General features: G+C 74.1%; 24 protein-coding genes and 1 tRNA gene. 10 read left to right on the forward strand and 15 right to left on the reverse strand.

From position 1 onward, the window contains the following. The first annotated feature begins 45 nt into the window (after window positions 1-45). Window positions 46-122, forward strand: a tRNA-Met gene (locus FYW95_RS15280). Between the two features lie 92 nt (window positions 123-214). Here FYW95_RS15280 and FYW95_RS15285 read toward each other — a convergent pair. The 5 genes from FYW95_RS15285 to hisN form a co-directional block, all read right to left on the reverse strand. Continuing rightward, the gene (locus tag FYW95_RS15285) at window positions 215-940 is read right to left on the reverse strand and encodes an ABC transporter ATP-binding protein (protein ID WP_159940510.1); all 726 of its coding nucleotides are present in this window, start codon (window positions 938-940) and stop codon (window positions 215-217) included. After that, window positions 941-1,990, reverse strand: coding sequence for a permuted SH3 domain-containing protein (locus FYW95_RS15290; protein WP_159940512.1), 1,050 nt, complete (start codon window positions 1,988-1,990; stop codon window positions 941-943). A gap of 10 nt (window positions 1,991-2,000) precedes the next feature. Then, a complete protein-coding gene (locus FYW95_RS15295) occupies window positions 2,001-3,254 on the reverse strand; it encodes an ABC transporter permease (protein ID WP_159940514.1) in 1,254 nt (417 codons plus the stop codon). Between the two features lie 141 nt (window positions 3,255-3,395). Then, window positions 3,396-3,905, reverse strand: a complete 510-nt coding sequence (locus FYW95_RS15300) for a hypothetical protein (RefSeq protein ID WP_159940516.1) — start codon at window positions 3,903-3,905, stop codon at window positions 3,396-3,398. A gap of 61 nt (window positions 3,906-3,966) precedes the next feature. Next, the gene (gene hisN, locus FYW95_RS15305; protein WP_159940518.1) at window positions 3,967-4,773 is read right to left on the reverse strand and encodes a histidinol-phosphatase; all 807 of its coding nucleotides are present in this window, start codon (window positions 4,771-4,773) and stop codon (window positions 3,967-3,969) included. A gap of 128 nt (window positions 4,774-4,901) precedes the next feature. On the opposite strand from hisN, the gene FYW95_RS15310 reads away from it, so the two are divergent. Both FYW95_RS15310 and FYW95_RS15315 read left to right on the forward strand, forming a co-directional pair. Continuing rightward, window positions 4,902-5,486, forward strand: coding sequence for a TetR/AcrR family transcriptional regulator (locus tag FYW95_RS15310; RefSeq protein WP_159940520.1), 585 nt, complete (start codon window positions 4,902-4,904; stop codon window positions 5,484-5,486). Window positions 5,487-5,501: 15 nt separating this feature from the next. After that, entirely contained in the window at window positions 5,502-5,792 is a 291-nt protein-coding gene (locus FYW95_RS15315; protein WP_159940522.1) for a DUF2087 domain-containing protein, read from the forward strand. 24 nt (window positions 5,793-5,816) lie between these two features. On the opposite strand, the gene FYW95_RS15320 is transcribed toward FYW95_RS15315, so the two are convergent. Continuing rightward, a complete protein-coding gene (locus FYW95_RS15320; protein ID WP_160050441.1) occupies window positions 5,817-6,707 on the reverse strand; it encodes an NAD(P)-dependent oxidoreductase in 891 nt (296 codons plus the stop codon). Between the two features lie 95 nt (window positions 6,708-6,802). Between FYW95_RS15320 and FYW95_RS15325 the strand changes: the two genes are divergently transcribed. Next, on the forward strand, window positions 6,803-7,195 hold the full coding sequence (locus FYW95_RS15325; RefSeq protein WP_160050448.1) for a winged helix-turn-helix transcriptional regulator: 393 nt from the start codon (window positions 6,803-6,805) through the stop codon (window positions 7,193-7,195). Here the strand turns inward: FYW95_RS15325 and FYW95_RS15330 are convergent. Genes FYW95_RS15330 through aroA form a run of 3 tightly spaced genes read right to left on the reverse strand, consistent with a single transcriptional unit; the run spans window position 7,119 to window position 9,721 of the window. Next, on the reverse strand, window positions 7,119-7,382 hold the full coding sequence (locus FYW95_RS15330) for a hypothetical protein (protein WP_159940526.1): 264 nt from the start codon (window positions 7,380-7,382) through the stop codon (window positions 7,119-7,121). The genes FYW95_RS15325 and FYW95_RS15330 overlap by 77 nt on opposite strands. 9 nt (window positions 7,383-7,391) lie before the next feature. Next, window positions 7,392-8,390 (reverse strand): ribosome small subunit-dependent GTPase A, encoded by a 999-nt coding sequence (rsgA, locus tag FYW95_RS15335; RefSeq protein ID WP_159940528.1) that lies wholly within the window; start codon window positions 8,388-8,390, stop codon window positions 7,392-7,394. Continuing rightward, window positions 8,387-9,721 (reverse strand): 3-phosphoshikimate 1-carboxyvinyltransferase, encoded by a 1,335-nt coding sequence (gene aroA, locus FYW95_RS15340; RefSeq protein WP_159940530.1) that lies wholly within the window; start codon window positions 9,719-9,721, stop codon window positions 8,387-8,389. The genes rsgA and aroA overlap by 4 nt, the downstream gene beginning before the upstream one ends. Before the next feature lie 115 nt (window positions 9,722-9,836). Here aroA and FYW95_RS15345 point away from each other — a divergent pair, with 115 nt between their 5' ends. Beyond that, complete coding sequence (locus FYW95_RS15345) at window positions 9,837-11,021, forward strand: cysteine desulfurase family protein (RefSeq protein ID WP_159940532.1); 1,185 nt, start codon at window positions 9,837-9,839, stop codon at window positions 11,019-11,021. Window positions 11,022-11,036: 15 nt separating this feature from the next. Here the strand turns inward: FYW95_RS15345 and FYW95_RS15350 are convergent, their stop codons facing one another. Beyond that, window positions 11,037-11,723 carry a peptidylprolyl isomerase gene (locus FYW95_RS15350; RefSeq protein ID WP_159940534.1) on the reverse strand — a complete coding sequence of 229 codons (687 nt, stop codon included), beginning with the start codon at window positions 11,721-11,723 and terminating at the stop codon, window positions 11,037-11,039. Window positions 11,724-11,809: 86 nt separating this feature from the next. Continuing rightward, complete coding sequence (locus tag FYW95_RS15355) at window positions 11,810-12,226, reverse strand: PLD nuclease N-terminal domain-containing protein (RefSeq protein WP_159940536.1); 417 nt, start codon at window positions 12,224-12,226, stop codon at window positions 11,810-11,812. 294 nt (window positions 12,227-12,520) lie between these two features. Here FYW95_RS15355 and FYW95_RS15360 point away from each other — a divergent pair, with 294 nt between their 5' ends. Both FYW95_RS15360 and FYW95_RS15365 read left to right on the forward strand, forming a co-directional pair. Then, a complete protein-coding gene (locus FYW95_RS15360; RefSeq protein WP_159940538.1) occupies window positions 12,521-13,333 on the forward strand; it encodes a helix-turn-helix domain-containing protein in 813 nt (270 codons plus the stop codon). 59 nt (window positions 13,334-13,392) lie between these two features. Beyond that, window positions 13,393-14,607 carry an amidohydrolase gene (locus FYW95_RS15365; protein WP_159940540.1) on the forward strand — a complete coding sequence of 405 codons (1,215 nt, stop codon included), beginning with the start codon at window positions 13,393-13,395 and terminating at the stop codon, window positions 14,605-14,607. An 86-nt stretch (window positions 14,608-14,693) separates the two neighbouring features. Here FYW95_RS15365 and FYW95_RS15370 read toward each other — a convergent pair whose 3' ends face one another. Then, the gene (locus tag FYW95_RS15370; RefSeq protein ID WP_159940542.1) at window positions 14,694-15,500 is read right to left on the reverse strand and encodes a TIGR03089 family protein; all 807 of its coding nucleotides are present in this window, start codon (window positions 15,498-15,500) and stop codon (window positions 14,694-14,696) included. A 196-nt stretch (window positions 15,501-15,696) separates the two neighbouring features. Between FYW95_RS15370 and FYW95_RS15375 the strand changes: the two genes are divergently transcribed. Genes FYW95_RS15375 through FYW95_RS15385 form a run of 3 tightly spaced genes read left to right on the forward strand, consistent with a single transcriptional unit; the run spans window position 15,697 to window position 19,821 of the window. Then, complete coding sequence (locus FYW95_RS15375) at window positions 15,697-17,736, forward strand: hypothetical protein (RefSeq protein ID WP_159940544.1); 2,040 nt, start codon at window positions 15,697-15,699, stop codon at window positions 17,734-17,736. Window positions 17,737-17,779: 43 nt separating this feature from the next. After that, a complete protein-coding gene (locus tag FYW95_RS15380) occupies window positions 17,780-18,703 on the forward strand; it encodes a glycosyltransferase family 2 protein (RefSeq protein WP_159940546.1) in 924 nt (307 codons plus the stop codon). Next, entirely contained in the window at window positions 18,700-19,821 is a 1,122-nt protein-coding gene (locus FYW95_RS15385; RefSeq protein WP_160050442.1) for a glycosyltransferase family 4 protein, read from the forward strand. Before FYW95_RS15380 ends, FYW95_RS15385 begins: the two co-directional genes overlap by 4 nt. Window positions 19,822-19,873: 52 nt before the next feature. Here the strand turns inward: FYW95_RS15385 and FYW95_RS15390 are convergent, their stop codons facing one another. The 3 genes from FYW95_RS15390 to FYW95_RS15400 form a co-directional block, all read right to left on the reverse strand. Beyond that, entirely contained in the window at window positions 19,874-20,965 is a 1,092-nt protein-coding gene (locus tag FYW95_RS15390; protein WP_159940550.1) for a CU044_5270 family protein, read from the reverse strand. Then, window positions 20,962-21,567, reverse strand: a complete 606-nt coding sequence (locus tag FYW95_RS15395; RefSeq protein ID WP_159940552.1) for an RNA polymerase sigma factor — start codon at window positions 21,565-21,567, stop codon at window positions 20,962-20,964. Before FYW95_RS15395 ends, FYW95_RS15390 begins: the two co-directional genes overlap by 4 nt. Before the next feature lie 190 nt (window positions 21,568-21,757). Then, window positions 21,758-22,714 carry a lysylphosphatidylglycerol synthase domain-containing protein gene (locus tag FYW95_RS15400; protein ID WP_159940554.1) on the reverse strand — a complete coding sequence of 319 codons (957 nt, stop codon included), beginning with the start codon at window positions 22,712-22,714 and terminating at the stop codon, window positions 21,758-21,760. Window positions 22,715-22,825: the final 111 nt, after the last annotated feature.

Genomic DNA, 22,825 nt, shown 5'->3' on the forward strand with positions numbered 1-22,825 from the left:
ATTTGCTCCCCGGGGGTGAAAGCCCCTAGAATAAGAGCACAACGACGCGGGGTGGAGCAGTTCGGTAGCTCGCTGGGCTCATAACCCAGAGGTCGCAGGTTCAAATCCTGTCCCCGCTACCAAGGAAACACCGGGTGCCACGGCACCCGGTGTTTTTTCGTGTCCCGGTCCTCCCGGGGGTGTGCCGCCCGGTCCTCCCCGGCGGCACACCCGCTCAGCGGGTGCGGCCCTCCACCAGCTCCACCACGCGGTCGGTCCGCGCGGCCACCTTGGGGTCGTGGGTCACCACGACCACCGCGGCGTCGCGGATCCGGGCCTGCTCCAGCAGCTGGTCCATGATCACGGTGCTGCTGGCGGCGTCCAGGGCGCCCGTGGGCTCGTCGGCCAGGATGAGGGCGGGTTGGCGGCTCAGCGCCCGGGCCAGGGCCACACGCTGCTGCTCACCGCCGGAGAGCTGGTGCGGCTGCGAGTGCAGCCGGTGCCCCAGTCCCACGGCCTCCAGCAGTTCGCGGGCCCGGGCCCTGCGGCGCAGCACCGGCACCCCCGCGAGCACCATCGGCACGCCCACGTTGGCCAGGGCGGTCCGCCGTTCCAGCAGGTGGAACTGCTGGAACACGAAGCCGATGCCCTCCCCGCGCAGGCGGGAGCGCGGCCCCTCGCCCAGACGGGTGGTGTCCACGCCGTCGAAGACGTAGGAGCCGCCGCTGGGCCGGTCGAGCAGGCCCAGGACGTTGAGCAGGGTGGACTTGCCCGAACCGGACTGGCCGACCACCGCCACGACCTCGCCGCGCTCCACCTGGAACGTGCAGTCGTGCAGGACGTCGATCCGGGTCCCCGACACCGTGAAGTGCCGGGTCACCCCCTCCACGCGCAGCAGGGGGCCGGTACCGGGGCCGGGACGGGGGGAGCGGGTCCGGGGAGCCGCCGTGTCGACGGACATCTAGCCCTCCCCCTCCACGTACTCCCCGTCCTCCACGAACTCCTCGTCGGGGAACTCCTCTCCGGGGTCCTGGGCTCCGGGGACGTCGAAGCGGGGGTCGAGCGGAACCGGGTCCAGGACCTGCTCACCGACGCTCAGGCCCTCGGTGACCTCGACGAACGAGCCGTCCGACACCCCGAGCCCGACCTCGCGCGCCTCCTGGGTGCCGTCGGAGGCCACCACCACGACCTCGCCGGACTCGGCGCTGCCGCGCACGGCGGTCACCGGCACGACCACGACGTTCGTGGCCGATCCGGTGCTGACCGACAGCTTGCCCTGGACCCCGTCGAAGACCTCCAGGTCGGCGGGGACCCGGCAGGCCAGCTCGGCGCCGCCGCCAGCGCCCCCGCCGGCGCCGCCGCCCTCCTCCGCGGGCGCCTCCGCGCCGCCCTCGGCCGGGCCCAGCGACAGGAAGGCGCACTCGGCGGCGGGCGGCCCCTTGTCGATCTGGAGCATGATGTCCCGCGGATCCTCGTAGAAGCGGTAGAGGTCGTTGGCGGGGATCGGGGCGACGGCGCGGAACTCCTCCGGGGAGACTGTGGCCACCACCGCCCCCGGCTCCAGGACGTCGCCCACCAGCACGTCCTCCAGCCCCGACACCGCGCCGTCCGCGGGCGCGTACAGGGTGACCTCCGTGGTCGCGGGGGCAGCCGGGGCCTCGCCGTCCTCCCCGGCGACGGGCCCGGACTCGTCGGGAACCTTGACGTTGACGATCGGAGCGCCCCGTTCGACCTCGGCGCCGTCGGCCACCCACAGGTGGGCCACCGTTCCGCCGTTGCGGGCCCTGACCGGCTCACCGGGTTCGGCCCGCACGGTGGCGTCCAGCACCATCAGGGAGCTGATCTCGCCCAGTTCCACCTCGACGGGGACGCCGCCCACGTCCAGGGCCGCCTCCTGGAGGCCGGGGTCCTCCACACCGGGGCCGCCCAGTCGCGACACCAGCAGGTAGCCGGATCCGACCAGGGCGAGGGCCAGCACCAGGGCGGCGCCGATGATGATCCACTTCTTCACGTGATCTCTCCTATTCCCGGAGGCCGGCGACGACGGACGCGCTCAGCGCGCGCATCGCGGGGATGATTCCGGCGAGCAGTCCGACCAGCGCGGCGCTGCCCAGGCCGACGAGCACTCCGGTCGGGGGGATGTTCAGGGCGACGTCGGCGGGCAGGGACACGAACCGGACGATCACCGCCGAGCCCGCGGCCAGCACGGCCCAGCACGCGGCCAGGGCGATGAGCCCGGCCACCAGCGAGACCACGACCGACTCCATGACCACGGCGACGAACAGGGTGAACCGGCTCGCGCCCAGGGCGCGGTAGGTGGCCAGCTCGCGTCGGCGCTCGCGCACGGTGACCAGGCCCACGTTGAGCACGCCGAGCAGGCCGGTGGTCAGGGTGATGGCGGCGATGCCCATCAGGCCCCAGGACATGTAGGTGATGACGGTGCCGATCTCCTCGCCGTAGTCCGTGCGGTAGGCCATGATGCTGTCCTCGCCCTCGACGCCCCAGCGCCAGGACACCGAGGCCAGCCGGTCCCGGTAGACCTCGCCCCAGGGGTCCTGCGCGGCGGGGTCCGCGGGGTCGATGCGCACCTGGTAGGTGGTCTGGGAGCCCATGGAGAACATGTCCTCCGCCTCCTCCTCCCCGGTGCCGGGGGCCTCGCCGAAGAGCAGCTCCTCGGAGGCGGGGGAGCGCAGTATGTAGGCGCTGTAGTAGCCGAAGTCCAGGGCCGAGCCCTCCAGGACGCCGACGACCCGCACGTCCATCCACCGGTCGCTGCCGACCTGGACGCTCGTGAGGTCGCCGAGCGCTCCGGCGAGGTCCTCGTTGACCACCATGACCGGGGCCAGCGACGCCGTGTCGGCCTCGGTGAACCAGCGGCCCCGGGCCATGTTCAGCCGCCGGATGTCGCCCAGGGCGGCGTCCACCCCGACGAACTCCACGTAGTCGACCAAGGCGTCGCCGGAGCGCATCAGGGGCTGTCGCAGGGGCATGTGGTAGAGCGAGACGTCCTGTCCGCCCGCGCGGACCAGGTCCTCCTCGAAGGCGGCGCGGTCGGTGACCTGCCCGGACACGTCGACCCGCAGGGTCGCCGGCCGGCCCGCGTTGGCCTCGCTGTAGGCGGTGGCGAAACGCTGGCCGAAGTCGCTGGCGCTGACCACCATGATCAGGGCGCCGACACCGACCACGATGCCCGCGCAGGACAGGATGGTCCGGGCGATGTTGGCCCGTGAACCGGCGAAGGCCAGAACGATCCCGGCTGTGAGGGAACGCAGCATTCGGCCCCTTCCCGTGATGTCTGTGATGTCCGGCCGCCGGAAGGGCGCCGGGGTACCCGCGGGGGTGGCGGGGTTTCGACAGGTTCATCGCGGGGAAGAGCCGCTCCGGTTCACTTTCGGCTGACCGGATTTCCCGTGCGGTCAGTCCGACTCGAAGTCGTCACACGTGAGCGGGGCGCCCGAGTCGCCGTCCGACCAGATCACCGTGTGCGTTCCGGCGGCGGGGGAGTCCGGGGCCTCCGCGAAGTCGTCGGGGTAGCCGATCCGGGTCCACTCACCCGGAACGGCCGTCGCCGTGGCGGTGGCCCCCTCCCCGCCGGGGCCGGTGACGGACGCCGTCACCGAGGTGGTGTCCGTGCCCTCGGGCACCAGGACGCCCAGTTCGACCGAGCCGTCCGCCTCCGATCGCGGCGCCTCCGTCCGCCAGGGGTCGGTGCCCGGGGCCTCCACCGGGGGGACGCACGTGTACCTGGACGGGTCGAAGGCGGTGTCGGGGAGGCCGAGGCCGGGGGCCCCGCCCTGGACGGACGTGCGCACGCCCTCGGCGATCATCTCGGCGAGCCGCTCGGGGCTGTGCTCGTGGCCGCCGCCGCAGGCGGTGAGCAGCAGTACGGCCGTGACGCACACGGAGGCGGTTTTCGTGGTCAGCACACGTCGCACGATACTACTCGGAGTATCGATTAGTGCACTGAAAGTGAGAAAAGGGCGGGGCTCAGCTCCGCCGCAGGGGGGTGGGCCCGCCGTTGAGCCAGGTCAGCGCCTGGTCGTGCAGTACGCCGTTGGTGCACACGAGCGGTCCGCCGTCCTCGAAGCCCCCGCCGCGCAGGCTGGTGGCCCGCCCGCCCGCCTCCTCCAGGATGATCGGCAGCGGAGCGGCGTCCCACAGCGACAGCTCCGGCTCGGCGGAGATGTCCACGACGCCCTCCGCGACCATCACGTGCGACCAGAAGTCGCCGTAGGCGCGGGTGCGCCAGACCGACCGGGTCAGCCCGAGGAAGGAGTCCAGGCGGCCCTGCTCCTCCCAGCCGGTCAGCGAGGAGAAGCTCAGCGAGGCGTCCGACAGCTCCGAGACCTTCGACACGTAGCACCGCGAGGCCTTGGACAGGCTGCGGCCCTGCCAGGTGCCGCCGCCCTTGGAGGCCCACCAGCGCCGGTGCAGCGCCGGGGCCGACACGACGCCCACCACGGGGCGGTCGCCCTCCAGCAGGGCGATCAGGGTGGCCCACACCGGGACGCCCCGCACGTAGTTCTTGGTGCCGTCGATGGGATCGATGACCCACACCCGGTTGCTGTTGCCGGTCCGGCCGTACTCCTCGCCCACCACGGCGTCGCGCGGCCGGGCGCGGGAGAGCACACCGCGCAGCGTCTCCTCGACCATCCGGTCGGCCTCGGTGACGGGGGTGAGGTCGGGCTTGGTGTCGACCACCAGGTCCAGCGCCCGGAAGCGCTTGAGCGCGAGGTCGTCGGCAGCGTCGGCGAGCACGTGGGCCAGCCGCAGATCATCGTCAAAGGACGCCATGAGCGGTAACGCTACCCTCCCGGGCACGAACATGGCCAAAGCAGAACCCGCGCGTGACCAGAGTGTTAGTTGCGTACCGACCGGTCGCGGGGGTGCCGCCCGCGGCGGCGGATGCGAGGATGGAGGGCATGGACACCGTGAACGGACAGAGGCGCGCCGAGGGCGTCCCGGTACGGGAGCGGTTGATGGACGCCGCCTACGCCGAGGTCGTCTCCGGCGGGTGGGCCGACCGGCGCATGGCGGACATCGCCGCGGTCGCCCACGTGTCCCGGCAGACCCTGTACAACGTGTTCGGCAGCAAGGAGGGCCTGCTCCAGGCCGTGGTGGTGCGTGAGGTCAACGCGCTGCTGGACAGGGTGGTGCGCCTCCTGGAGGAGGAGGGCGAGGACCCGCCGCACGCGGTGAGCCGGGCCACCCTCCTGGTGCTGCTGTCGGCCCGGGACAACCCGCTGTTGCGCGCGGTGGTCACCGGGGACCACGAACTGCTCCCCGTGCTGACCACGCGCTCGGAGCCCCTGCTGGAGGTCCTGGGTGAGCGCATCACCGCCCTGCTCGCCGAGCGCTGTCCCGACCTGCCCGCCTCGGAGGCCGAGGCCGCCGCCGACGTCGCGCTGCGCCTGACGGTGTCGTACTCGCTGCAGCCGATCGACCCGGACGAGGCCGCGCGCCGGGTCGAGACGGTGGTGCACGGGATGCTGCTGGTCGGCCGCTGAGAAGGGGTGGCGGGCGTGCTGGACGGATCGCTGACCGAGCGCGAGCGCCAAAAGGTGCTGCGAGCCTACATGCCGGACGGGCGGATCACCGCGATACCGGTGCGCCGTCCCGCCCGGCTGGTCCTGCTCGACCAGGTCGCCCGCGCCTTCGAACCCGGGGTCCGCTACAGCGAGGCCGAGGTCAACGCGGTCCTGCGGGACTTCAGCGCCAACGTGTCGGTGCTGCGCCGCGGCCTGCTCGACGAGGGGTTCATGGAGCACGACCGCACCCGGTACTGGCGCTGCGGCGGCACCGTCGAGGTGTGAGGGCGGGGTTCCCCGGCACGGTGTTCAGGCGGTGGGGCGGGTCAGCAGGTCGACGAGCCCCGTGCCGTCCTCGTCGCCGTGGCCCCGGGCCAGGCGGCGCTCCATGAGCCGCGCGTACGGGGCCAGGAGTTCGGTGCTCACCCCCTGCTCCTCGGCGGTGCGAAGCAGGGTCTGGTTGCCCCGCGCCTGCATGGCCAGGTTGGAGACCACGCCCGTGGTGTAGTCCCCCGTCTCCAGGCGTTCGGCGGTCTCCGGCACGCTCGCGAGCATCGCGACGAGCCACTCCGAGAGCAGGGCGGCGAAGTCCTTCAGGGGCACCTCCTCGTTCCGGACCAGGGCGAAGGCGTGCGTGATCCCGGCGAACATGCCGCTCATCGCGCTGAGCAGCGCCACGTCGTGCAGGTCGGCCAGCCCGGGGTCCGCGCCGACGAAGCGGGCGCCGACGGCCGCTCCGAGGACGGCCTCGTGCTCGCGGAAGGCCTCGGGGGAGCCGCCGTAGAACACGTAGCCGCCCGAGGCGGGGCGGCCGACCATGGGCGGAACCGCCATGACGCCCCCGCTGAGGAAGCGGGCAACCCGCTTCCGCGCCCACGCGGCCCGCGCCCTGGCCTGTTCCGGGGTGCTGGTGGTGACGTTGACCAGGTCCCGGCCCGCCAGGTCGGTGCCGTCGAGCGCCGCACCGACGGACGCGTCGTCCAGGAGGCAGGTGACCACGAGCGGGCTGGCCGCGACCGCCTCCGCGGCCGTGGCGGCGACCACCGCGCCCTCGGCGGCCAGGGGTTCGGCGCGGGCGGGGGTCCGGTTCCAGACGGTCGGCGGGTACCCGGCGGCGAGCCAGGCGCGGGCGAGGGCGGTGCCCATGTCCCCCAGGCCGAGCAGGGAGAGGCGGGTGCTGTTCACGGTGTCGTCGGTCATACCGACTAGGCTCGTACCGCTGGGGAGTACGGACAAGTACGCACTTCGGAGTGGGCGCTTACTCCGGGGTGAGCGTGCGGGTGGGAGGGACGGCGATGGCGGTCGTGCGCAGGCCCGGCGCTTACCACTGCGGTATCGACGCCGCGATGGACGTCATCGGGGGCAGATGGAAGGTCCTCGTCCTGTGGGCCCTGGAGGAGCGGCCGCGCCGCTTCGGTGAACCGCGCCGGATGCTCGGCGGCGTCACCGAGAAGGTCCTGGCCGCGCACCTGCGCGAGCTGGAGGCGGACGGGATCGTGCACCGCGAGGACTTCGGCGAGGTGCCGCCCCGGGTGGAGTACTCCCTGACCGCGCGCGGCAGGTCGCTGAACGAGGCGCTGGAGCCCCTGGGCGACTGGGGGCGCGAGCACGTCATCGGCGCGGAGGAGGCGGCTTCCGGAACAGCCGCCGCTTCGCCCCGTGCGCGCCCGACGCCCGGCGACGCCTGAGCAGCCGTACCAGGTACCAGAGCTGGAACAGGAGCACGACCCCGGCCAGGCCCGTGAGCAGCCAGGGCAGGAGCGTGAGCTCGGGGCCGCCGCGGTCCCGCCACATCATCGGGCCCACGCTCGCGATGACCATGAGGCTGACCGTCCCGCCCGCGAGCGAGCCCACGGCCCTGTCGTTGTCGCGCACGGACCGGGCCTACTCCTCGTCCCCGCCCTCGCGGCTGGCCAGCAGGCGGCGCAGCGAGGCCACCCGGTCCGGGTCCAGCTCGCCGCGGTCCAGGGCCGCCTGGATCGCGCAGTCGGAGGCGTCGGGCTGGTGTGAACAGCCGGCCGGGCAGTCCTCGGCGGCCTCGGCCAGGTCGGGGAAGCCCTCGACGATCTCCTCCGGGTCGATGTGCGCCAGGCCGAAACTGCGCACGCCCGGGGTATCGATGAGCCAACCGCCCTCGAAGGGCAGCGCGGCGGCGGAGGTGGAGGTGTGGCGGCCCCGGCCGGTGACCGCGTTGACGTGGCCCACGGCCCGGTCGGTACCCGGCACGAGCCGGTTGACCAGGGTGGACTTGCCGACCCCGGAGGAGCCGACGAGGACGGTGGTGCGGCCCGCCAGCCGGGCGCGCAGGCCGGTGAGGTCGCCCTCGGGGCTGAGCACCTGGTAGGGCAGGCCCAGGGGCTCGTACACGCGCAGGAGCTCGTCCGGGCTGGCCAGGTCGGCCTTGGTCAGGCACAGGAGCGGGTCCAGCCCGGCGTCGTAGGCGGCCACCAGGCAGCGGTCCACGAAGCGCGGCTGCGGGGCGGGGTCGGCGAGCGCGCAGACGATGGCCAGCTGGTCGGCGTTGGCCACGATCACCCGCTCGACCGGGTCGGTGTCGTCGGCGGTGCGCCGCAGCACGGACTCGCGTTCCCGGACCCGGACGATCCGGGCCAGGGTGTCGGGTCTGCCGGACAGGTCGCCCACCAGGTCGACCCGGTCACCGACCACGATCGAGCCGCGGCCGAGCTCGCGGGCCTTCATCGCCACCACGGGCACCCCCCGGACCAGGCAGCGGTACCGGCCCCGGTCCACGGCCGTGACCATGCCCTCCACGGCGTTCTCGTGCTTGGGCCGGTTGCGGGTGCGGGGTCGGGACCCGCCCCGGGCGCGTACGCGGATGTCGTCCTCGTCCAGGTGGCGTCCCCCGCCCCGCGTGCGGCTCATGCCAGGACCTCCGCCCACAGGCCGGGGAAGTCGGGCAGGGTCTTGCGCGTGGTGGCGATGTTCTCCACCTCCACCCCGGGCACCGCGAGCCCGATCACCGCGCCGGAGGTGGCCATCCGGTGGTCGTCGTAGGAGTGGAAGACCCCGCCGCGCAGGGGGCGCGGTGTGATGACGAGCCCGTCGGGGAGCTCCTCGGCCTCGCCGCCCAGCCGGTTGATCTCGGCGGCCAGTGCGGCGATGCGGTCGGTCTCGTGGCGGCGCAGGTGCGCGATGCCGGTCAGCCGGGAGGGCGTGGCGGCCAGGGCGGCCACGGCGGCGATGGTGGGGGTCAGCTCGCCGACGTCGCGCAGGTCGGCCTCGATGCCCAGGATCCGCCCGGTGCCGCGCAGGGTGAGCCCCTCCGGCGAGCGGGACACCTCCCCGCCCATGCGGGTGAACAGCGAGCGCAGGGCGTCGCCGGCCTGGGTGGTGTGCTCCGGCCAGCCCTCGACGGTGACCTCGCCGCCGCTGACCAGGGCGGCCGCGAGGAAGGGCGCGGCGTTGGACAGGTCGGGTTCGACGGTGATGTCGCTGACCTTGACCGGCCCCGGCTCGACCCGCCAGGAGTTCTCGCCCGTGGTCACCGCCACCCCGGCCGCCCGCAGCATCTCCACGGTCATGTCCAGGTGCGGCTGGGAGGGCACGGGGGGACCGGAGTGGCGCACGTGCACGCCCTCGGTGAAGCGGGCGCCGCTCAACAACAGGGCCGAGACGAACTGCGAGGAGCCGGAGGCGTCCAGGGTGACCTCGCCGCCGCGCACGGCACCGGTGCCGTGGATGGTCATGGGCAGGGCGCCCCGGCCGCCGTCGTCGATCCGCGCGCCCAGCGCCCGCAGGGCGTTGAGGAGCTCGCCCACGGGCCGCTCCCGGGCGCGCGGGTCGCCGTCGAAGTCCACGGTGCCCGAGGCCAGCGCGGCCAGCGGCGGTACGAACCGCATCACCGTGCCCGCGTTGCCCACGTCGACCGAGGCCGGGCCGCGCAGTGGCGCGGGGGTGACCAGCAGGTCCCCGGACCCGCCGGAGCCCTCCGCCGGGGCGACCGCCGCGCCCAGGGCGCGCAGGGCGCCGGCCATCAGCTCGCTGTCCCGGCTGACCAGGGGGCGCCGCACCAGGCAGGGCGTCTCCGACAGCGCGGCCAGGACCAGGGCGCGGTTGGTCATCGACTTGGACCCCGGCAGGCCGATCCGGGCGCGCACCGGCCCCCGCGCGGTGGGCGCGGGCCAGTGGCCGGAGGGCGCGGAGGTGGCGGAACCGGTGGGACGGGCGGGCTGCGGGGACGCGGAGTCAGGCATGTATCCAAGGTTATCGGGACCGGGGGGAGTCCAGGGGAGGAGCCGGGGGCTGGGGGCGACCCGTGCGGGGGAGCGAAGTCCGGACGATCCGGGACGGACGTATCCTTGGGAGGCCATGGTGTATCTGGATCACGCAGCCACGACCGAGATCCGCCCCGAGGTGGTCGCCGACGTGGCGGCCGAGCTCGGCGCCCTCGGCAACCCGTCGTCCCTGCACGGCCACGGGCGCGCCGCCCGCCGCACGGTCGAGGAGGCCCGCGAGCGCGTCGCCGGGGCGCTCGGCTGCACCCCGCACGAGGTGGTCTTCACCGGCGGCGGCACCGAGTCGAACAACATCGCCCTCAAGGGGCTGTACTGGGCCCGCAACGCCGGCGACACCGCGCCGCGCAGGCCCAGGATCCTCACCAGCGCCATCGAGCACCACGCCGCCCTGGACCCCGCCCACTGGATGGCCGAGCACCAGGGCGCGGTCCACGAGAAGCTGCCCGTGGACGCCGCGGGCCGGGTGAGCCCGGCGTCGCTGCGGGAGGCGGTCGAGGGCGGGGCGGGACCGGACTCCGTCGCCCTGGTGTCGGTGATGTGGGCCAACAACGAGGTGGGCACGGTGCAGCCGGTGGCCGAGCTCGCCGCCGTCGCCGCCGAGTACGGCATCCCCTTCCACACCGACGCGGTGCAGGCCGTGGGCGCCGAACCCGTCGACTTCGCCGCGAGCGGGGTGAGCGCCCTGACGGTCACCGGCCACAAGCTCGGCGGCCCGGTGGGCGCGGGCGCGCTGCTGGTCGCGCGCGGCCTGGCCCCGGTGCCGGTCCTGCACGGCGGCGGGCAGGAGCGCGACATCCGCTCGGGCACCCTGGCGCCGCCGCTCCTGCGCGGCCTGGCCACCGCCGTCCACCTGGCGGTCGCCGAGCGCGAGGAGCACGCCAAGCACCTGGCGGCCCTGCGCGACGAGCTGGAGGAGCGGGTCCGCGAGGCGGTCCCCGACGTGGTCGTCAACGGGGACCCGGAGCACCGGCTGCCGGGGATCTCGCACCTGTCCTTCCCCGGCTGCGAGGGCGACGCCCTCCTGATGCTCCTGGACGCCAAGGGCATCTCCTGTTCGACCGGGTCGGCCTGTTCGGCCGGGGTGGCCCAGCCCAGCCACGTGCTGCTGGAGATGGGCGCCGACCCCGACACCGCGCTCAGCAGCCTGCGGCTGTCGCTGGGGCGCACCTCCACCCGAGAGGACGTCGCGGCCTTCGCGATGGCGATCGGACCAGCCGTGGAGCGCGCCCGCGCGGCCCGGGCCAAGCGCCGCCACTGACCCGCGGCCCGGCGCCTACCCGGCCCGGTGGACCGTCACCGACTCCAGGACCACGTCCTGTACCGGGCGGTCGTTGGCGTCGGTCTCCACCTTGGCGATCCCCTCCACCACCGCCATGGACTCCTCGTCCGCGACGTGCCCGAAGATCGTGTGCTGCTCGTTCAGGTGCGGGGTCGCCTCGACGGTGATGAAGAACTGCGAGCCGTTGGTGGCCGTGCCGCCGCCGCGGTTGGCCATGGCCAGCACACCCGGCTCGTCGAACGCGCGGCCGGTTCCGACCTCGTCCTCGAAGTTGTAGCCCGGGCCGCCCGCACCGGTGCCCTCGGGGTCGCCGCCCTGGATCATGAACCCGTCGATCACCCGGTGGAACACGGTGCCGTCGTAGAACTCCGCCTCGCCCGTCACCGGGTTGGGCGCGCCCTCGCCCTCGGCCAGGCCCACGAAGTTGGCCACCGTGGTCGGGGCCTCCTCCGGGAACAGCTCCACCTCGATGTCGCCCTCGCTGGTGTGCAGGGTGGCCCCCTCGACGTCGCTGACGTCGATGTCGGCCGGGCCCCCGGACTGCTCGGGGCCGTCGGTCGGGGAGGCCGCGCCGTCGCCGGGAGCGTCCTCGTCGGGGTCGGCGCCGTTCGCGCAGGCGGAGGTGGCGAGCAGGGCGGTGCAGGCCAGGAGGGCCGCCGCCGGGAGGGTGAGGCGCTTCATGGGTCCAACTTCCGGACGTGAGGGGTGCGTGACTGGGCGGCACACAGGGTACTCGGAGGCCGCGGGCTGCCGCGCCGCAGGGGAGCTCACCCGGAGTCCCCGGCCTCCCCGCCGTCCTCCCGGGCCTCGCGCTCGCGTCTGGCGCGCTCCTCCCGCTCCTGGGCCTCGCGGGCGCGCCGCCGCTGCTCCTCGGCCCGCTCACGGCAGCGGCGGAGGAACTCCTCGTCCTCCTCGGGGCTGGCGGCGCGGGCCCGGTGCGGGTGGTCGTACTCGGGGAAGGGCGGGGGAGGGCCCGCCGGGGCGCTCAGCGCGGGAGCGCGCCGCGGACGCCCCAGGGCGAACCAGAGCAGCGCCCCGAACTTGGGCAGCAGCAGGACGACCACGGTCCAGACGGGCTTGGGCAGCAACCGGACGGAGCCGGCGTCGGAGCCGACCACGTCGAACAGGGCGTACACCCAGATGCCGAGTGAGACCACGGCGAGCAGGAGGGCGAGGTAGGCCAACGGGAGTGTCCAATCGCGGGATCGTGGGCGCCGTCCGCGGGCATGATGGGAACCACGCGTCCGGGCGGGAGCCGGGGAAGCGGCCGCGGCCGTCCCGGGCCCGTGCGGTCCCCGGACGGAGCCGTCGGCTCTTTCCATGATGCGTCAATGACTTACCACGGATCGCCGCACCCGTCCTGTCGCTTGACCACGGGCCCCGGCACGGGAGAGGGTCATGGGAACGGTGGCGACGGGTCCGGGACGCCGAGACCCGCGGACATGCCGGTCCGTCGGGCGACGGAGGAGGTTTTGGGAGTGAACACTGCACTGCCGTCAGCGATGTGGCTCCCCTTCGCCGCGCGGATACTGCGCGCGCGCTCCGACCGGGGGCTCTCACGCGCCGAGCTCGCCGAGACGGTGGGGGTCAGCGCGGACAAGCTCCGCGAGGTGGAGAGCGCCCGCTGCCGCCCCGCGCGCTCGCTGGTCGAACGCGTCGACAACGCCCTGGGCACCGACCACCAGCTGGTCGACGCGTGGGCGATCACCCTGCAGGCGGAGGCCTTCCCCAACGAGTTCGGCGACCAGAGGGAGCTGGGGGTGCACGCCACCCACCTGTGGGAGCACCAGCCCATGGCGGTTCCGGTGTTCCTGCGCACCCGCGAGTACTCGCGGGCCGTCCTGCGCCCGCGCCACCCCGACCTGTCCGCGGACGAGGTCGAGGTGATGGTCGAGGAGGAGATGGCCAACCGGGCGGCGATGACCGGGCCGGACGGACCCGTGCTGCGGGTGGTCCTCAACGAGTCGGCCCTGCAGCGCCCCCAGGGCGGGGCGGCCGTCCTCAACGCCCAGCGGGACTTCCTCGCCGACCTGATCGAGGCGGGCATCGTCACCATGGGCGTGATCCCCGAGCAGACCCCGCACCACCCGGGCTTGGGCGGCGCCTTCCGGATGATGGAATTCGCCGACCGCCCCAGCATGGTGTACGCGTTCGCGGCCGAGGGCGGCGACCTCACCGCCGACCCCGAACAGGTGGGCCGCTGCGCCATGGTGCGCGAGGCCATCGAGGACGCCACGGTGGAGCTCACCCCGGACTCCTCGCTGCTGACCGCGCGCTGGCCCGAGGGGTAGACCGCCGAGAGCCCCCGCCGGTCTTGGGGAGTGCCCCGGGATGGGCTAGGTTGCCCGCCATGGATATCGCGATCACATCCGGATACGTCGTGCCCGTCGACGGAGACCCCATCGACGGAGGCACCGTCCTCATCACCGACGGCAGGATCGCCGCGGTCGGCGCGGACTCCGACGTGGCGGTCCCCGAGGGCGCCACCGTCGTCGACGCGTCCGGGAAGTGGGTGCTCCCCGGCTTCGTGGAGGCCCACGGCCACATCGGCATCGACGAGGAGGGGATCGGCTGGGCCGGTGACGACACCAACGAGATGACCGACCCCAACGGGGCCCGCATGCGCGCTCTGGACGCCGTCAACCCGGCCGACCGGGGGTTCGCCGACGCCCTGTCCGGGGGCGTCACCAGCTCGGTCGTCAAACCCGGCTCGGGCAACCCCATCGGCGGCCAGACCGTGGCGATCAAGTGCTGGGGCCGCAGTATGGAGGACCGGCTCATCAAGCACCCGACCAGCGTCAAGAGCGCCCTGGGCGAGAACCCCAAGCGGGTCTACGGCAACAAGGACAAGCTCCCCTCCACCCGCCAGGGGGTGGCCGCGGTCATCCGCGACGCCTTCACCAGGGCGCAGGACTACCGGGCCCGGCGCGAGCACGCGGCCTCGGAGGGGACGCCCTTCGAACGTGACAACACGCTGGAGGTCCTGGTCAGGGTCCTGGACGGAGAACTGCCCTGGTGCCAGCACGTGCACCGCGCCGACGACATCCACACCGCGCTGCGCCTGGCCGACGAGTTCGGCTACCGGCTGGTCATCAACCACTGCACCGAGGGCCACCTGCTCGCCGACGAGATCGCCGCGCGCGGCGTCCCCGTCATCAGCGGTCCGCTCATGACCAACCGCTCCAAGGTCGAGGTCAACAACAAGACCCTGGCCAACCCGGGCATCCTGGACCGTGCGGGGGTCAGGGTCGCCCTGACCACCGACCACCCGGTCGTGCCGATCGAGTTCCTGGTCCACCAGGCCACCCTGTGCGTCAAGGAGGGCATGGACCCCGCGTCCGCGATCCGCGCGCTCACCGTCAACCCCGCCGAGATCATGGGCATCGCCGACCGGGTCGGCGCGCTGCGGCCGGGGCTGGACGGCGACGTGGTGGTGTGGTCGGGCGACCCGCTGGACGTGATGAGCCGGGCCCTGCGCGTGTTCGTCGAGGGCCGCGAGGTCTACACCTACGACGAGGAGCGCCGCGAGCGCACCGTGCTGGACGCCTACTACCGGGAGGGGTAGGACCCGCCGCGCCGCGCCGCCTCCCCGGGGCGCGGCCGCCCGCGCGGGCCGAGGAAGGGCGCGGCCGGTTCCGTCCCGGATCGGACTCAGCCCGGACCCACCAGGCGGAAGGGGACCCCCGCGGACAGGGGCGGCTCGCTGAGGTCCGCCCCGACGGTCACCCGCTCCGCCTCGGCCCGCTTGAGCAGGGCCTCCTCCCCGACCGAGGCCGTCGGGGACAGCACGATCGGAGCCCCGGCCGCGACGGGGGCCAGCAGCAGCTCCGCCCCCGAGCCGAGCCGGGAGACGGGCGCGTCGGGCTCGACGAACACGCCCAGGCGGTCCGCTTCGGTCAGCTCCCAGCGCTCCGCGCGTTCGCGGGCCCCCTCGACCAGGGCCGCGCCGGTGCGCGGTTCCGGGCCGAGCAGAGCGGACGCGCCGGGGTCGATCGGGTACGGGGAGAAGTGGTCGCCGTACCCGCGCACCTCGGTCGAGTAGTCCAGGACCATGGGGGGCACCTCGGCCAGCGGCAGTCCGAGCGGGTGCAGGGAGGTCCCCACCACCTCCTCGGCGCCGCTGTCCAGGGCCGCCGTCAGGCGGTCGGCGTCGGCCACCGCGACCTGGGCGCCCCCGGGCACCTCCTCGGCGGCGAACTCCGCCACGGCCCCCACCGACCAGCACGAGACCAGCCACACCATCGACTGCCAGTGCAACGGCAGCGCGATCACGACCCGGTCGTCCGGCTGGACGCCGAGCCCGTCCACCAGCATGTTCGAGGTCTTGGACACCCAGTTGTCGAAGGTGGCCCGGGACAGCTCCACCCGGCCGCCCGAGGCGTCGTAGGAGGTCACGAACGGTCGGGAGGGGTCGGTGGAGACCAGGGCGCGCCACAGCCGCGCGGGAGTTTCAGACATGACCGCCACTCTAGGGGCTGCCCGGGGCGGCGGCCGGGGCGCGGCGGCCGCCGCGCGGACAGGCGGGCGCACTCGCGACGAAACGGTGACATTACGGTTTTCCTCCCGGCCTGATCAGGGAGAACAGGCTTTCGGGCGTCGTGCTCGGAGTGCCACGGCGTGTGCGGCCTCTGCCGGGAACTGCCACAGTTACCTCATGCGCTTGCTTCCCGGACGGTTCCTCGCCCGTGTCACCGCGCTCCCCGCGATCGCCGTCTCGGCCTGGCTCCTGGTGGGCTTCCCGCTCCTGGCCCTGGGCGCCCTCACCCCGCTGACGGCAGCCGTCCTCGGGGTGCCCGCCGTGGTCGCGGCCTGCGCGCTGCTCCCCCGGCTCATCCCCGACCCGGACGAGGACGTGCCCTGGTGGCCGGTGGTCCTGGTCCTGGCGGTCACGGCCGCCTTCGCGGTCGTGCAGGTCGCCTACCACGCCGAGGCACTCGTCATCCGCCGCGACCCGGCCTCCTACGCCATGTACACCGCGTGGATCGCCGAGAACGGGTACCTGCCCATCCCCCAGCAGCGCGAACTCATCGCGGGCGACGACCCCTCGCTCAGCTACCAGAGCCTGGCCCACTACGAGCGCGGCGACGTGATCTGGCCCCAGTTCATGGCCGGGGCGCCGCTGGTGACCTCGATCGGCTACTGGCTGGGCGGGCTCGACGGCATGCTCGTCACCACCCCCTTCCTGGGCGCCCTGGGCGTGCTCACCTTCGCCGGGCTCACCGCCCGCCTGGTCGGGGCGCGCTGGGCCCCGCTGGGAGCCCTCGTCCTGGCCCTGTGCCTGCCCCAGCAGTGGGTCAGCCGCTTCACCTACAGCGAGCCGCTCACCCAGATCCTCCTGCTGGGCGGTCTGATCCTGGCCTACGACGCCCTCGCGCGACGCACCGGCCCGCGCGAGCGGTGGTCGGCCGCGCACACGCTGGCCGTCTCGGCGGGCCTGGTGTTCGGCCTGGCCCTGGTGGTGCGCATCGACGCGCTCCGCGACCTGCTGCCCGTGGTGGGCTTCGTCGGCCTGCTGCTGCTCGCCCGGCGCGGGCAGGCCCTGCCGATGCTCGGCGGCCTGGCCGCCGGGGTCGGCCTCGGCCTGTACGCGGGCTACGGCCTCTCCAGGCCCTACCTGGACTACCTGTCCGACTCACTGAACCCCCTGCTGCTGATCAGCGCCGCGGTCCTGGCGCTCACGGTCGCGGCCACCGCCGCCCTGTGGCGGTACGGGATCCCGCACGCCGAGCGCGTCCGCTGGCTGCCCAACACGGTGGCCGCGCTCGCCCTGCTCGCCATGGTCCTGTTCGCGGTCCGGCCGCTGCTGTGGCCCGACTACGGCCACGGCAGCGACTTCACCGACGGCTGGGTGGCCTACGTCCAGGAGCGCGAGGGCCTGTGGCCCATCGAGGGCAGCCGCACCTACTACGACATGAGCCTGTACTGGGTGGGCTGGTACGTGGGCCTGTCCACCGTCCTGTTCGCCTCGCTCGGCGTCGCCCTCGTACTGCGCCGCCTCGTCCAGCGGCGGGACCCGCAGTGGCTGCTGCCCGCCATGCTGCTGGTGTGGACGGTGGCCACCACCCTGCTGCGCCCCGCCATCACCCCGGACCACCCCTGGGCCAGCAGGCGCCTGATCGTGCTGGTCATCCCGGCGTTCGTCCTGTTCGCGGTCTGGTTCGTGGCCAGGTTCACCCGCTACTGCACCGTCCCGGGCGGCCGCACGGTCGCGGCCCGCGGGCTGCCCGTCGCGGTCGGCGCCGTGGCCGTGGCCGCGATGGTCGCGCCGACCGCGGCGACCTCGGCCGCGGGCATCATGGGCTACCGGCAGGACGTGGGCACGGTCGCGGCCACCCACCGACTGTGCGCCGCGCTGCCCGAGGACGCCTCGGTGGTCGTGGTCGACTCCGGGATGGCCAGCAACTACATGCCGCTGCTGCGCAACGTCTGCGGCGTGCCCACCGCCGCCATGAACGAACCCACCCCCGAGGACGTGGACCGCGTCGTCGCCGAGATCCACGAGCGCGGCCGGGACGCCGTGCTCGCAGCCGAGCAGTGGGAGCTGCTGGACCACCTCACCGGGGGCGCGGCGGAGCCCGAGCGGCCCTTCCACGTCATCGCCCGGATGGACCCGAGTACCCTCATGGAGCCGCCGACCGGCTCCTGGGCCTTCACCGGAAGCGTGTGGGTGTCCGTCCTCCCCGCCCGGCCCTGACCCCGGCCCCTCCGCCGTCCCCGAACCCGCCGAGAAGGAACCCATGAGCGACACACGCGACCAGCACGCCGAGGAACCACCGGTCCGCGTGACCATCGTGCTGCCCTGCTACAACGAGGAGGACCACGTCCTCGACGAGGTCAAGCGGATCTGCGCCGCCATGGACGGGTCCGACTACACCTACGAGCTGCTGGCCGTGGACGACGCCTCCACCGACGACACCCTGGCCCGGCTGCGGGACGCGGAGGGCCTCCACCCGCACATGCGCGTGATCGCCTTCGGGCACAACGGCGGTTCGGGCACCGTGCGCCGGATCGGGAGCCAGCGGGCCCGGGGCGAGTTCGTCGTGTGGACCGACGCGGACATGAGCTACCCCAACGAGCGCATCCCCGAGCTGGTCGCCATGCTCGACGCCGACCCGGGGATCGACCAGGTCGTGGGCGCGCGCACCCAGGAGATGGGCAGCCACAAGGCGCTGCGGGTCCCCGCCAAGTGGGTCATCCGCAAGATCGCCGAGCGCCTCACCAACACCCGCATCCCCGACCTGAACTCCGGGCTGCGGGTGTTCCGCCGCGATGTCGCACGCCCCTACCTGCGGCTGCTGCCGCCCGGGTTCTCCTGCGTCACCACCATCACGCTGGCCTTCCTGTCCAACCAGCACCCCGTCAGGTACGTGCCGATCGAGTACGCCAAGCGGGCGGGGAAGTCCAAGTTCCACTTCGTCAGTGACGCCTACCGGTACATCCTCCAGGTGCTGCGCATGGTGATGTACTTCAACCCGCTCAAGGTGCTGATGCCGCCCGCCCTGGTACTGCTCGGCCTCGGCGCGGCCAAGTTCGTCTTCGACCAGGTGCGCAACCCCCTGTACATCCCCAACAACACCGTCATGATCCTCATGACCGGGCTGATCATCGCCGCGATCGCGCTGCTGGCCGACCTGATCGTGCGCTCCCGGGAGGGCGCGTGAGCGGGGACGGCGCCACCCGGGTCGCCCTGGTGGGACCCGCACACCCCTACAAGGGCGGCGGCGCCCGGCACACCACCGAACTCGCCCACCGGCTGCGGGCGCTCGGCCACCCCACGGTCGTGGAGTCCTGGCGGGCGCAGTACCCGGCGGCCCTCTACCCGGGACGGCAGACCATCGAGGACCCTGAGGGCGAGCCCTACCCCGATACCCGCCACGAGCTGGCCTGGTACCGGCCCGACGGGTGGTGGCGGACCGGGCGGATGCTGGCGCGCGAGGCCGACCTGGTGGTGCTCACCCTGTTCTCGCCCGTGCAGGTGCCCGCCTACCTCGGCGTCCTCGCGGGCGTGCGGTCCCGGCGGCGTGCGGGCGCGCGGGTCGTGGCGCTGTGCCACAACGTGCTGCCCCACGAGCGGCGGGCCGTGGACGTGTCCCTGGTGCGCGCCCTGCTGCGCCGGGTGGACGGGGTGGTCACGCACTCGCCCGAGCAGGCCCGCCTGGCCGGGGGGCTGCGGGGACCGGGCCGGGGGGACGCGGTGGTCGCTCCGATGCCCCCGCACCTGCCCGAGACCGGTGGGGCCGCCGACCCGGTGCCGGGGGAGCGGCGGCACCTGCTCTTCCTGGGCATCGTGCGCCCCTACAAGGGGGTCGACCTGCTGCTGCGGGCCCTGGCCGAGGGCGCGCCCGAGGACGTCACGCTCACCGTGGCCGGGGAGTTCTGGGGCGGTACCGGGGAGCTGGCGGCCCTGGCCGGGGAACTCGGGATCGCCGACCGGGTGCGCCTGCGGGACGGCTACGTGCCCGCCGACCGGCTGCCGGAGCTGTTCGCCGCCGCGGACGCCGTGGTGCTGCCCTACCGGACCGCCACCGCCACCCAGAACGTGTGGCTGGCGCACGAGCACGGAGTGCCGGTGGTGGCCACCCGCGCCGGGACCCTCCCCGACCATGTGCGGGAGGGAGTCGACGGGCTGCTGTGCGCGCCGGGAGACGCCGCGGACCTGGCCCGCGCGCTGAAGGCCCTCTACGCGCCCGGCGAGCCCGAGCGGCTGCGCGCCGGGGTCCGGCCGGTGGACCCCGAGCCCTACTGGCGGGCCTACACCGAACGGCTGCTGGGGGCCTGAGCCCCTCCCCGGGCACGGAGCCCGGGGAGGGGCTCGGGAACGGAGCCCCGGACTACTGGGGCCACTCCTCGGTCCAGCCGATGGACTCGTACAGCCAGTAGCGGAGCACGTCACCGGGCTCGGCCCAGTCGGCGTCCGCGGCCGCGGGCTCCACCACGGCCTCCTCGACGGAGAGCGGAAGTCCCGTCCGCGGATCGAGGAGGATCCGGTGTTCGGAACTGCCCAGATCGCCCCTGTCGACGTCGTAGGCCACACCCACGGCGGTCCGCCCGGAGACGTCGGTCACCCCCTCGAGCACGCGGACGCCGGGGATGTCCGCGAGCACGGCGTACACGCCCGCCCGCACGTCGGGCGGCAGCGGGTAGGGCAGCACGGACCGGACGGGTTCGGCCTCGTGCTGCGAGCCCGGGCCGCGGTAGCCCGTCCGCAGCATTTCCGCCAGTTCCGCGGGATCGGAGGGCAGCCGCCGGAGCTGTTCCACGGTCAGGTTCTGTGTTCCCAGGGGGAAGTCGGGGGACCGGGGTCCGTTCAGCACACCGTAGACACCGCCGGTCTCGGGGACCTCCCCGCTCAGGGAACCGCTCACCCCGGTCCAGCGGGTGGGGGAGCCGTCCCGTTCCCACGCCTCCCGGTCGTCCTCGGCCATCAGCGCCCAGTCCGCCGACACCGCACGGCCCACGGCGGACTCCCGCTCCATGTCCGTCCAGTTCTCTAGGGTGTGCAGTGCGTACACCCCGTAGCGGTCGCCCTCGGGCCCCACGCCCAGGGCGTTGCCGTAGACGACGCGCTCGTACCAGACCGGGCCGTCGGGCGCCCCGGAACGCGCGGCCTCGATCACGGGGGCCATGACCTCCGCCGCCGTGCGGTCACCGCCCCGGTCCTCCTCCTCGGAGGACTCGTCGGCGGGGCCCGCGACGACTGTGTCCGGGCCCCCGGCGGGAAACAGGACGAGGAAGGCGAACACCGCGGCCGCGACGAGCAGGGCCCCTCCGGACAGCGCCAGGGGGAGGAGCGGGTTCACCGGCCGGGCGCGGGGCGCGCGTTCCGAACCGCCCGGGCGCCAGCCCGTGCGCAGGGCCAGTTCCTCCGGAGCGGCTTCGGGGACGTCCGCCCTCAGGCGGCGCAGGTGGTCGAGCTCGTTCACCGGGTCTCCTCCTTGGCGGACGTGGCGGTCGCGGCGAGCGAGGCGCGCACCCGGGCACGCGCCCGATGCAGCCGGGAGCGCACGGTGCCCAACGGGATACCGAGGACCAGGGCGGTCTCCTCGTAGGTCAGCTCTCCCCAGGCGACCAGCAGCAGTACGTCCCGGTCGCCCTTGGAGAGCCTGGCCAGGGCCGCGGCCAGGCTGGTCGAGAGCGAGGTGGCGTCCACGCGTTCCGCGGCGCGGTCGGCGAAGCCCTCCATGACGGGGTCCACGCCGGTCCGGGCCAGGGCCCGGTACTGGCGCGTCTCGGAACGGTGGTGGCGGCGCACGAGGTTGGCGGCGATCCGCCACAGCCAGGGCCGGGCATCGGGCCGGTCGGGGTCGTAGCGGTGGCGCTTGCGGAAAGCGGTGTGGAAGGTCTCGGCCACCACGTCGTCGGCGTCCCGGCTTCCCAGGCGACGGGCGACGTAGCGGTGCAGGGCGGGCGCGTGGCGGCGGAAGATCTCGCCGAACAGTGCCGGCTCCTCCAGTGAGCGCAGGATGACGTCCGCGTCGGGTTCAGAGCCCTCGGGCGCGGTGGCCCGGGAGGCGCCAGCTGTCATGGGGGATCCCATCGCGTGGCGTGGTCTCGGGGGTGGTCTCACACCGGTAGTAGCCCGATCCCCCGAAGAGGGTTCGCGCGATTCCGAGCCATCGCCGTGTGACGGTGGTCACCGTCCGCCGTCGCGGGCCCGGCCGCTCCGCTCTCCCCAGCCCACCGGCGGCAGCGCGTCCCGGCCGCTCCCGGTGCTCTCAGGCCCTCGGCTCGGGCACCGGCCCGGCCGCCGGGGCGGCCCGCCCGGACAGCAGTACCGACAGGCCCGCCCAGCCCACGTCCGCCACCGTCATCACCAGACGCGAGAGCACCGCCACCACCAGCGCGGCACCGGCGTCCACCACCGGGGCCAGCGCCACCACCAGGACCGCCTCGCGCACCCCCAGCCCGGCCGGGGCGAACACCACCAGCAGACCGAGCGTCCACGCCAACGCGTACGCGCCCACCGCCGGCCCCAGCGACCGCAGGGGGTCGCCGCCCACGCCGCAGACCAACACCCACACGTGCAGCCCCAGCGGAACCCACGCCACCAGGGTCCACCCCACCGAGGCGGCCACCGCCCGGCCCCGCACCTCCAGGGGTCCGGCCTCGGCCACCTCCCGGAACCGCGCGAACGGACGGGCCGCCAGCCGGATGCCCCAGCCCACCACGCGCGGGTGCAGCGCGGCGAGCAGCAGCGGCGCCAGCGCCAGCGCCCACCACCAGCGCCGGGCCGCCTCCGCCGACGACAGCGGCAGGGCCACCCCGGCCACCGCCAGGCTCACCGCGACCGTCACCGCCACCGCGAGCAGGGTCGCCGCCGCGCCGCGCGACCGCGGCACCCGCCAGTCGCGGGCCAGTTCCACCTGCGCCACGAAGGCCCACACGGAGCCCGGCAGGTACTTGCCGAGCTGTCCCACGAACATCACCCGGGCCGCCGCCCGGCGGGGCAGGGGAGAGCCCATCCCGGCCAGCAGAGCCCGCCAGGCGAGCATCTGCGCGGTCAGACCCGCCATGCCCGCCAGCACCGCCGCGGGCAGCGCCCACAGCGGCAGCGACGCGGCCGCCTCGCGCGCCTGCGCCCAGTTGGCCCACAGGGCCCACCCCGCGCACACGCACACCAGCAGCACCAGCGCCCACCGCACCCAGGGGGAGTTGCGCAGCCGACTCAGCACGTGGTCCCCTTCTTCCTCGTCCCTGCCGACCCTACGCCGTCCGGCCCACACGCCCGGTCCGCGCCCCCGCAGCGTCGGCGCGGCCGACGACCGTTCCGGCCGCGGTGACGG

The organism is Nocardiopsis sp. FR4 (genome assembly GCF_009830945.1).
Taxonomy (GTDB): Bacteria; Actinomycetota; Actinomycetes; order Streptosporangiales; family Streptosporangiaceae; genus Nocardiopsis.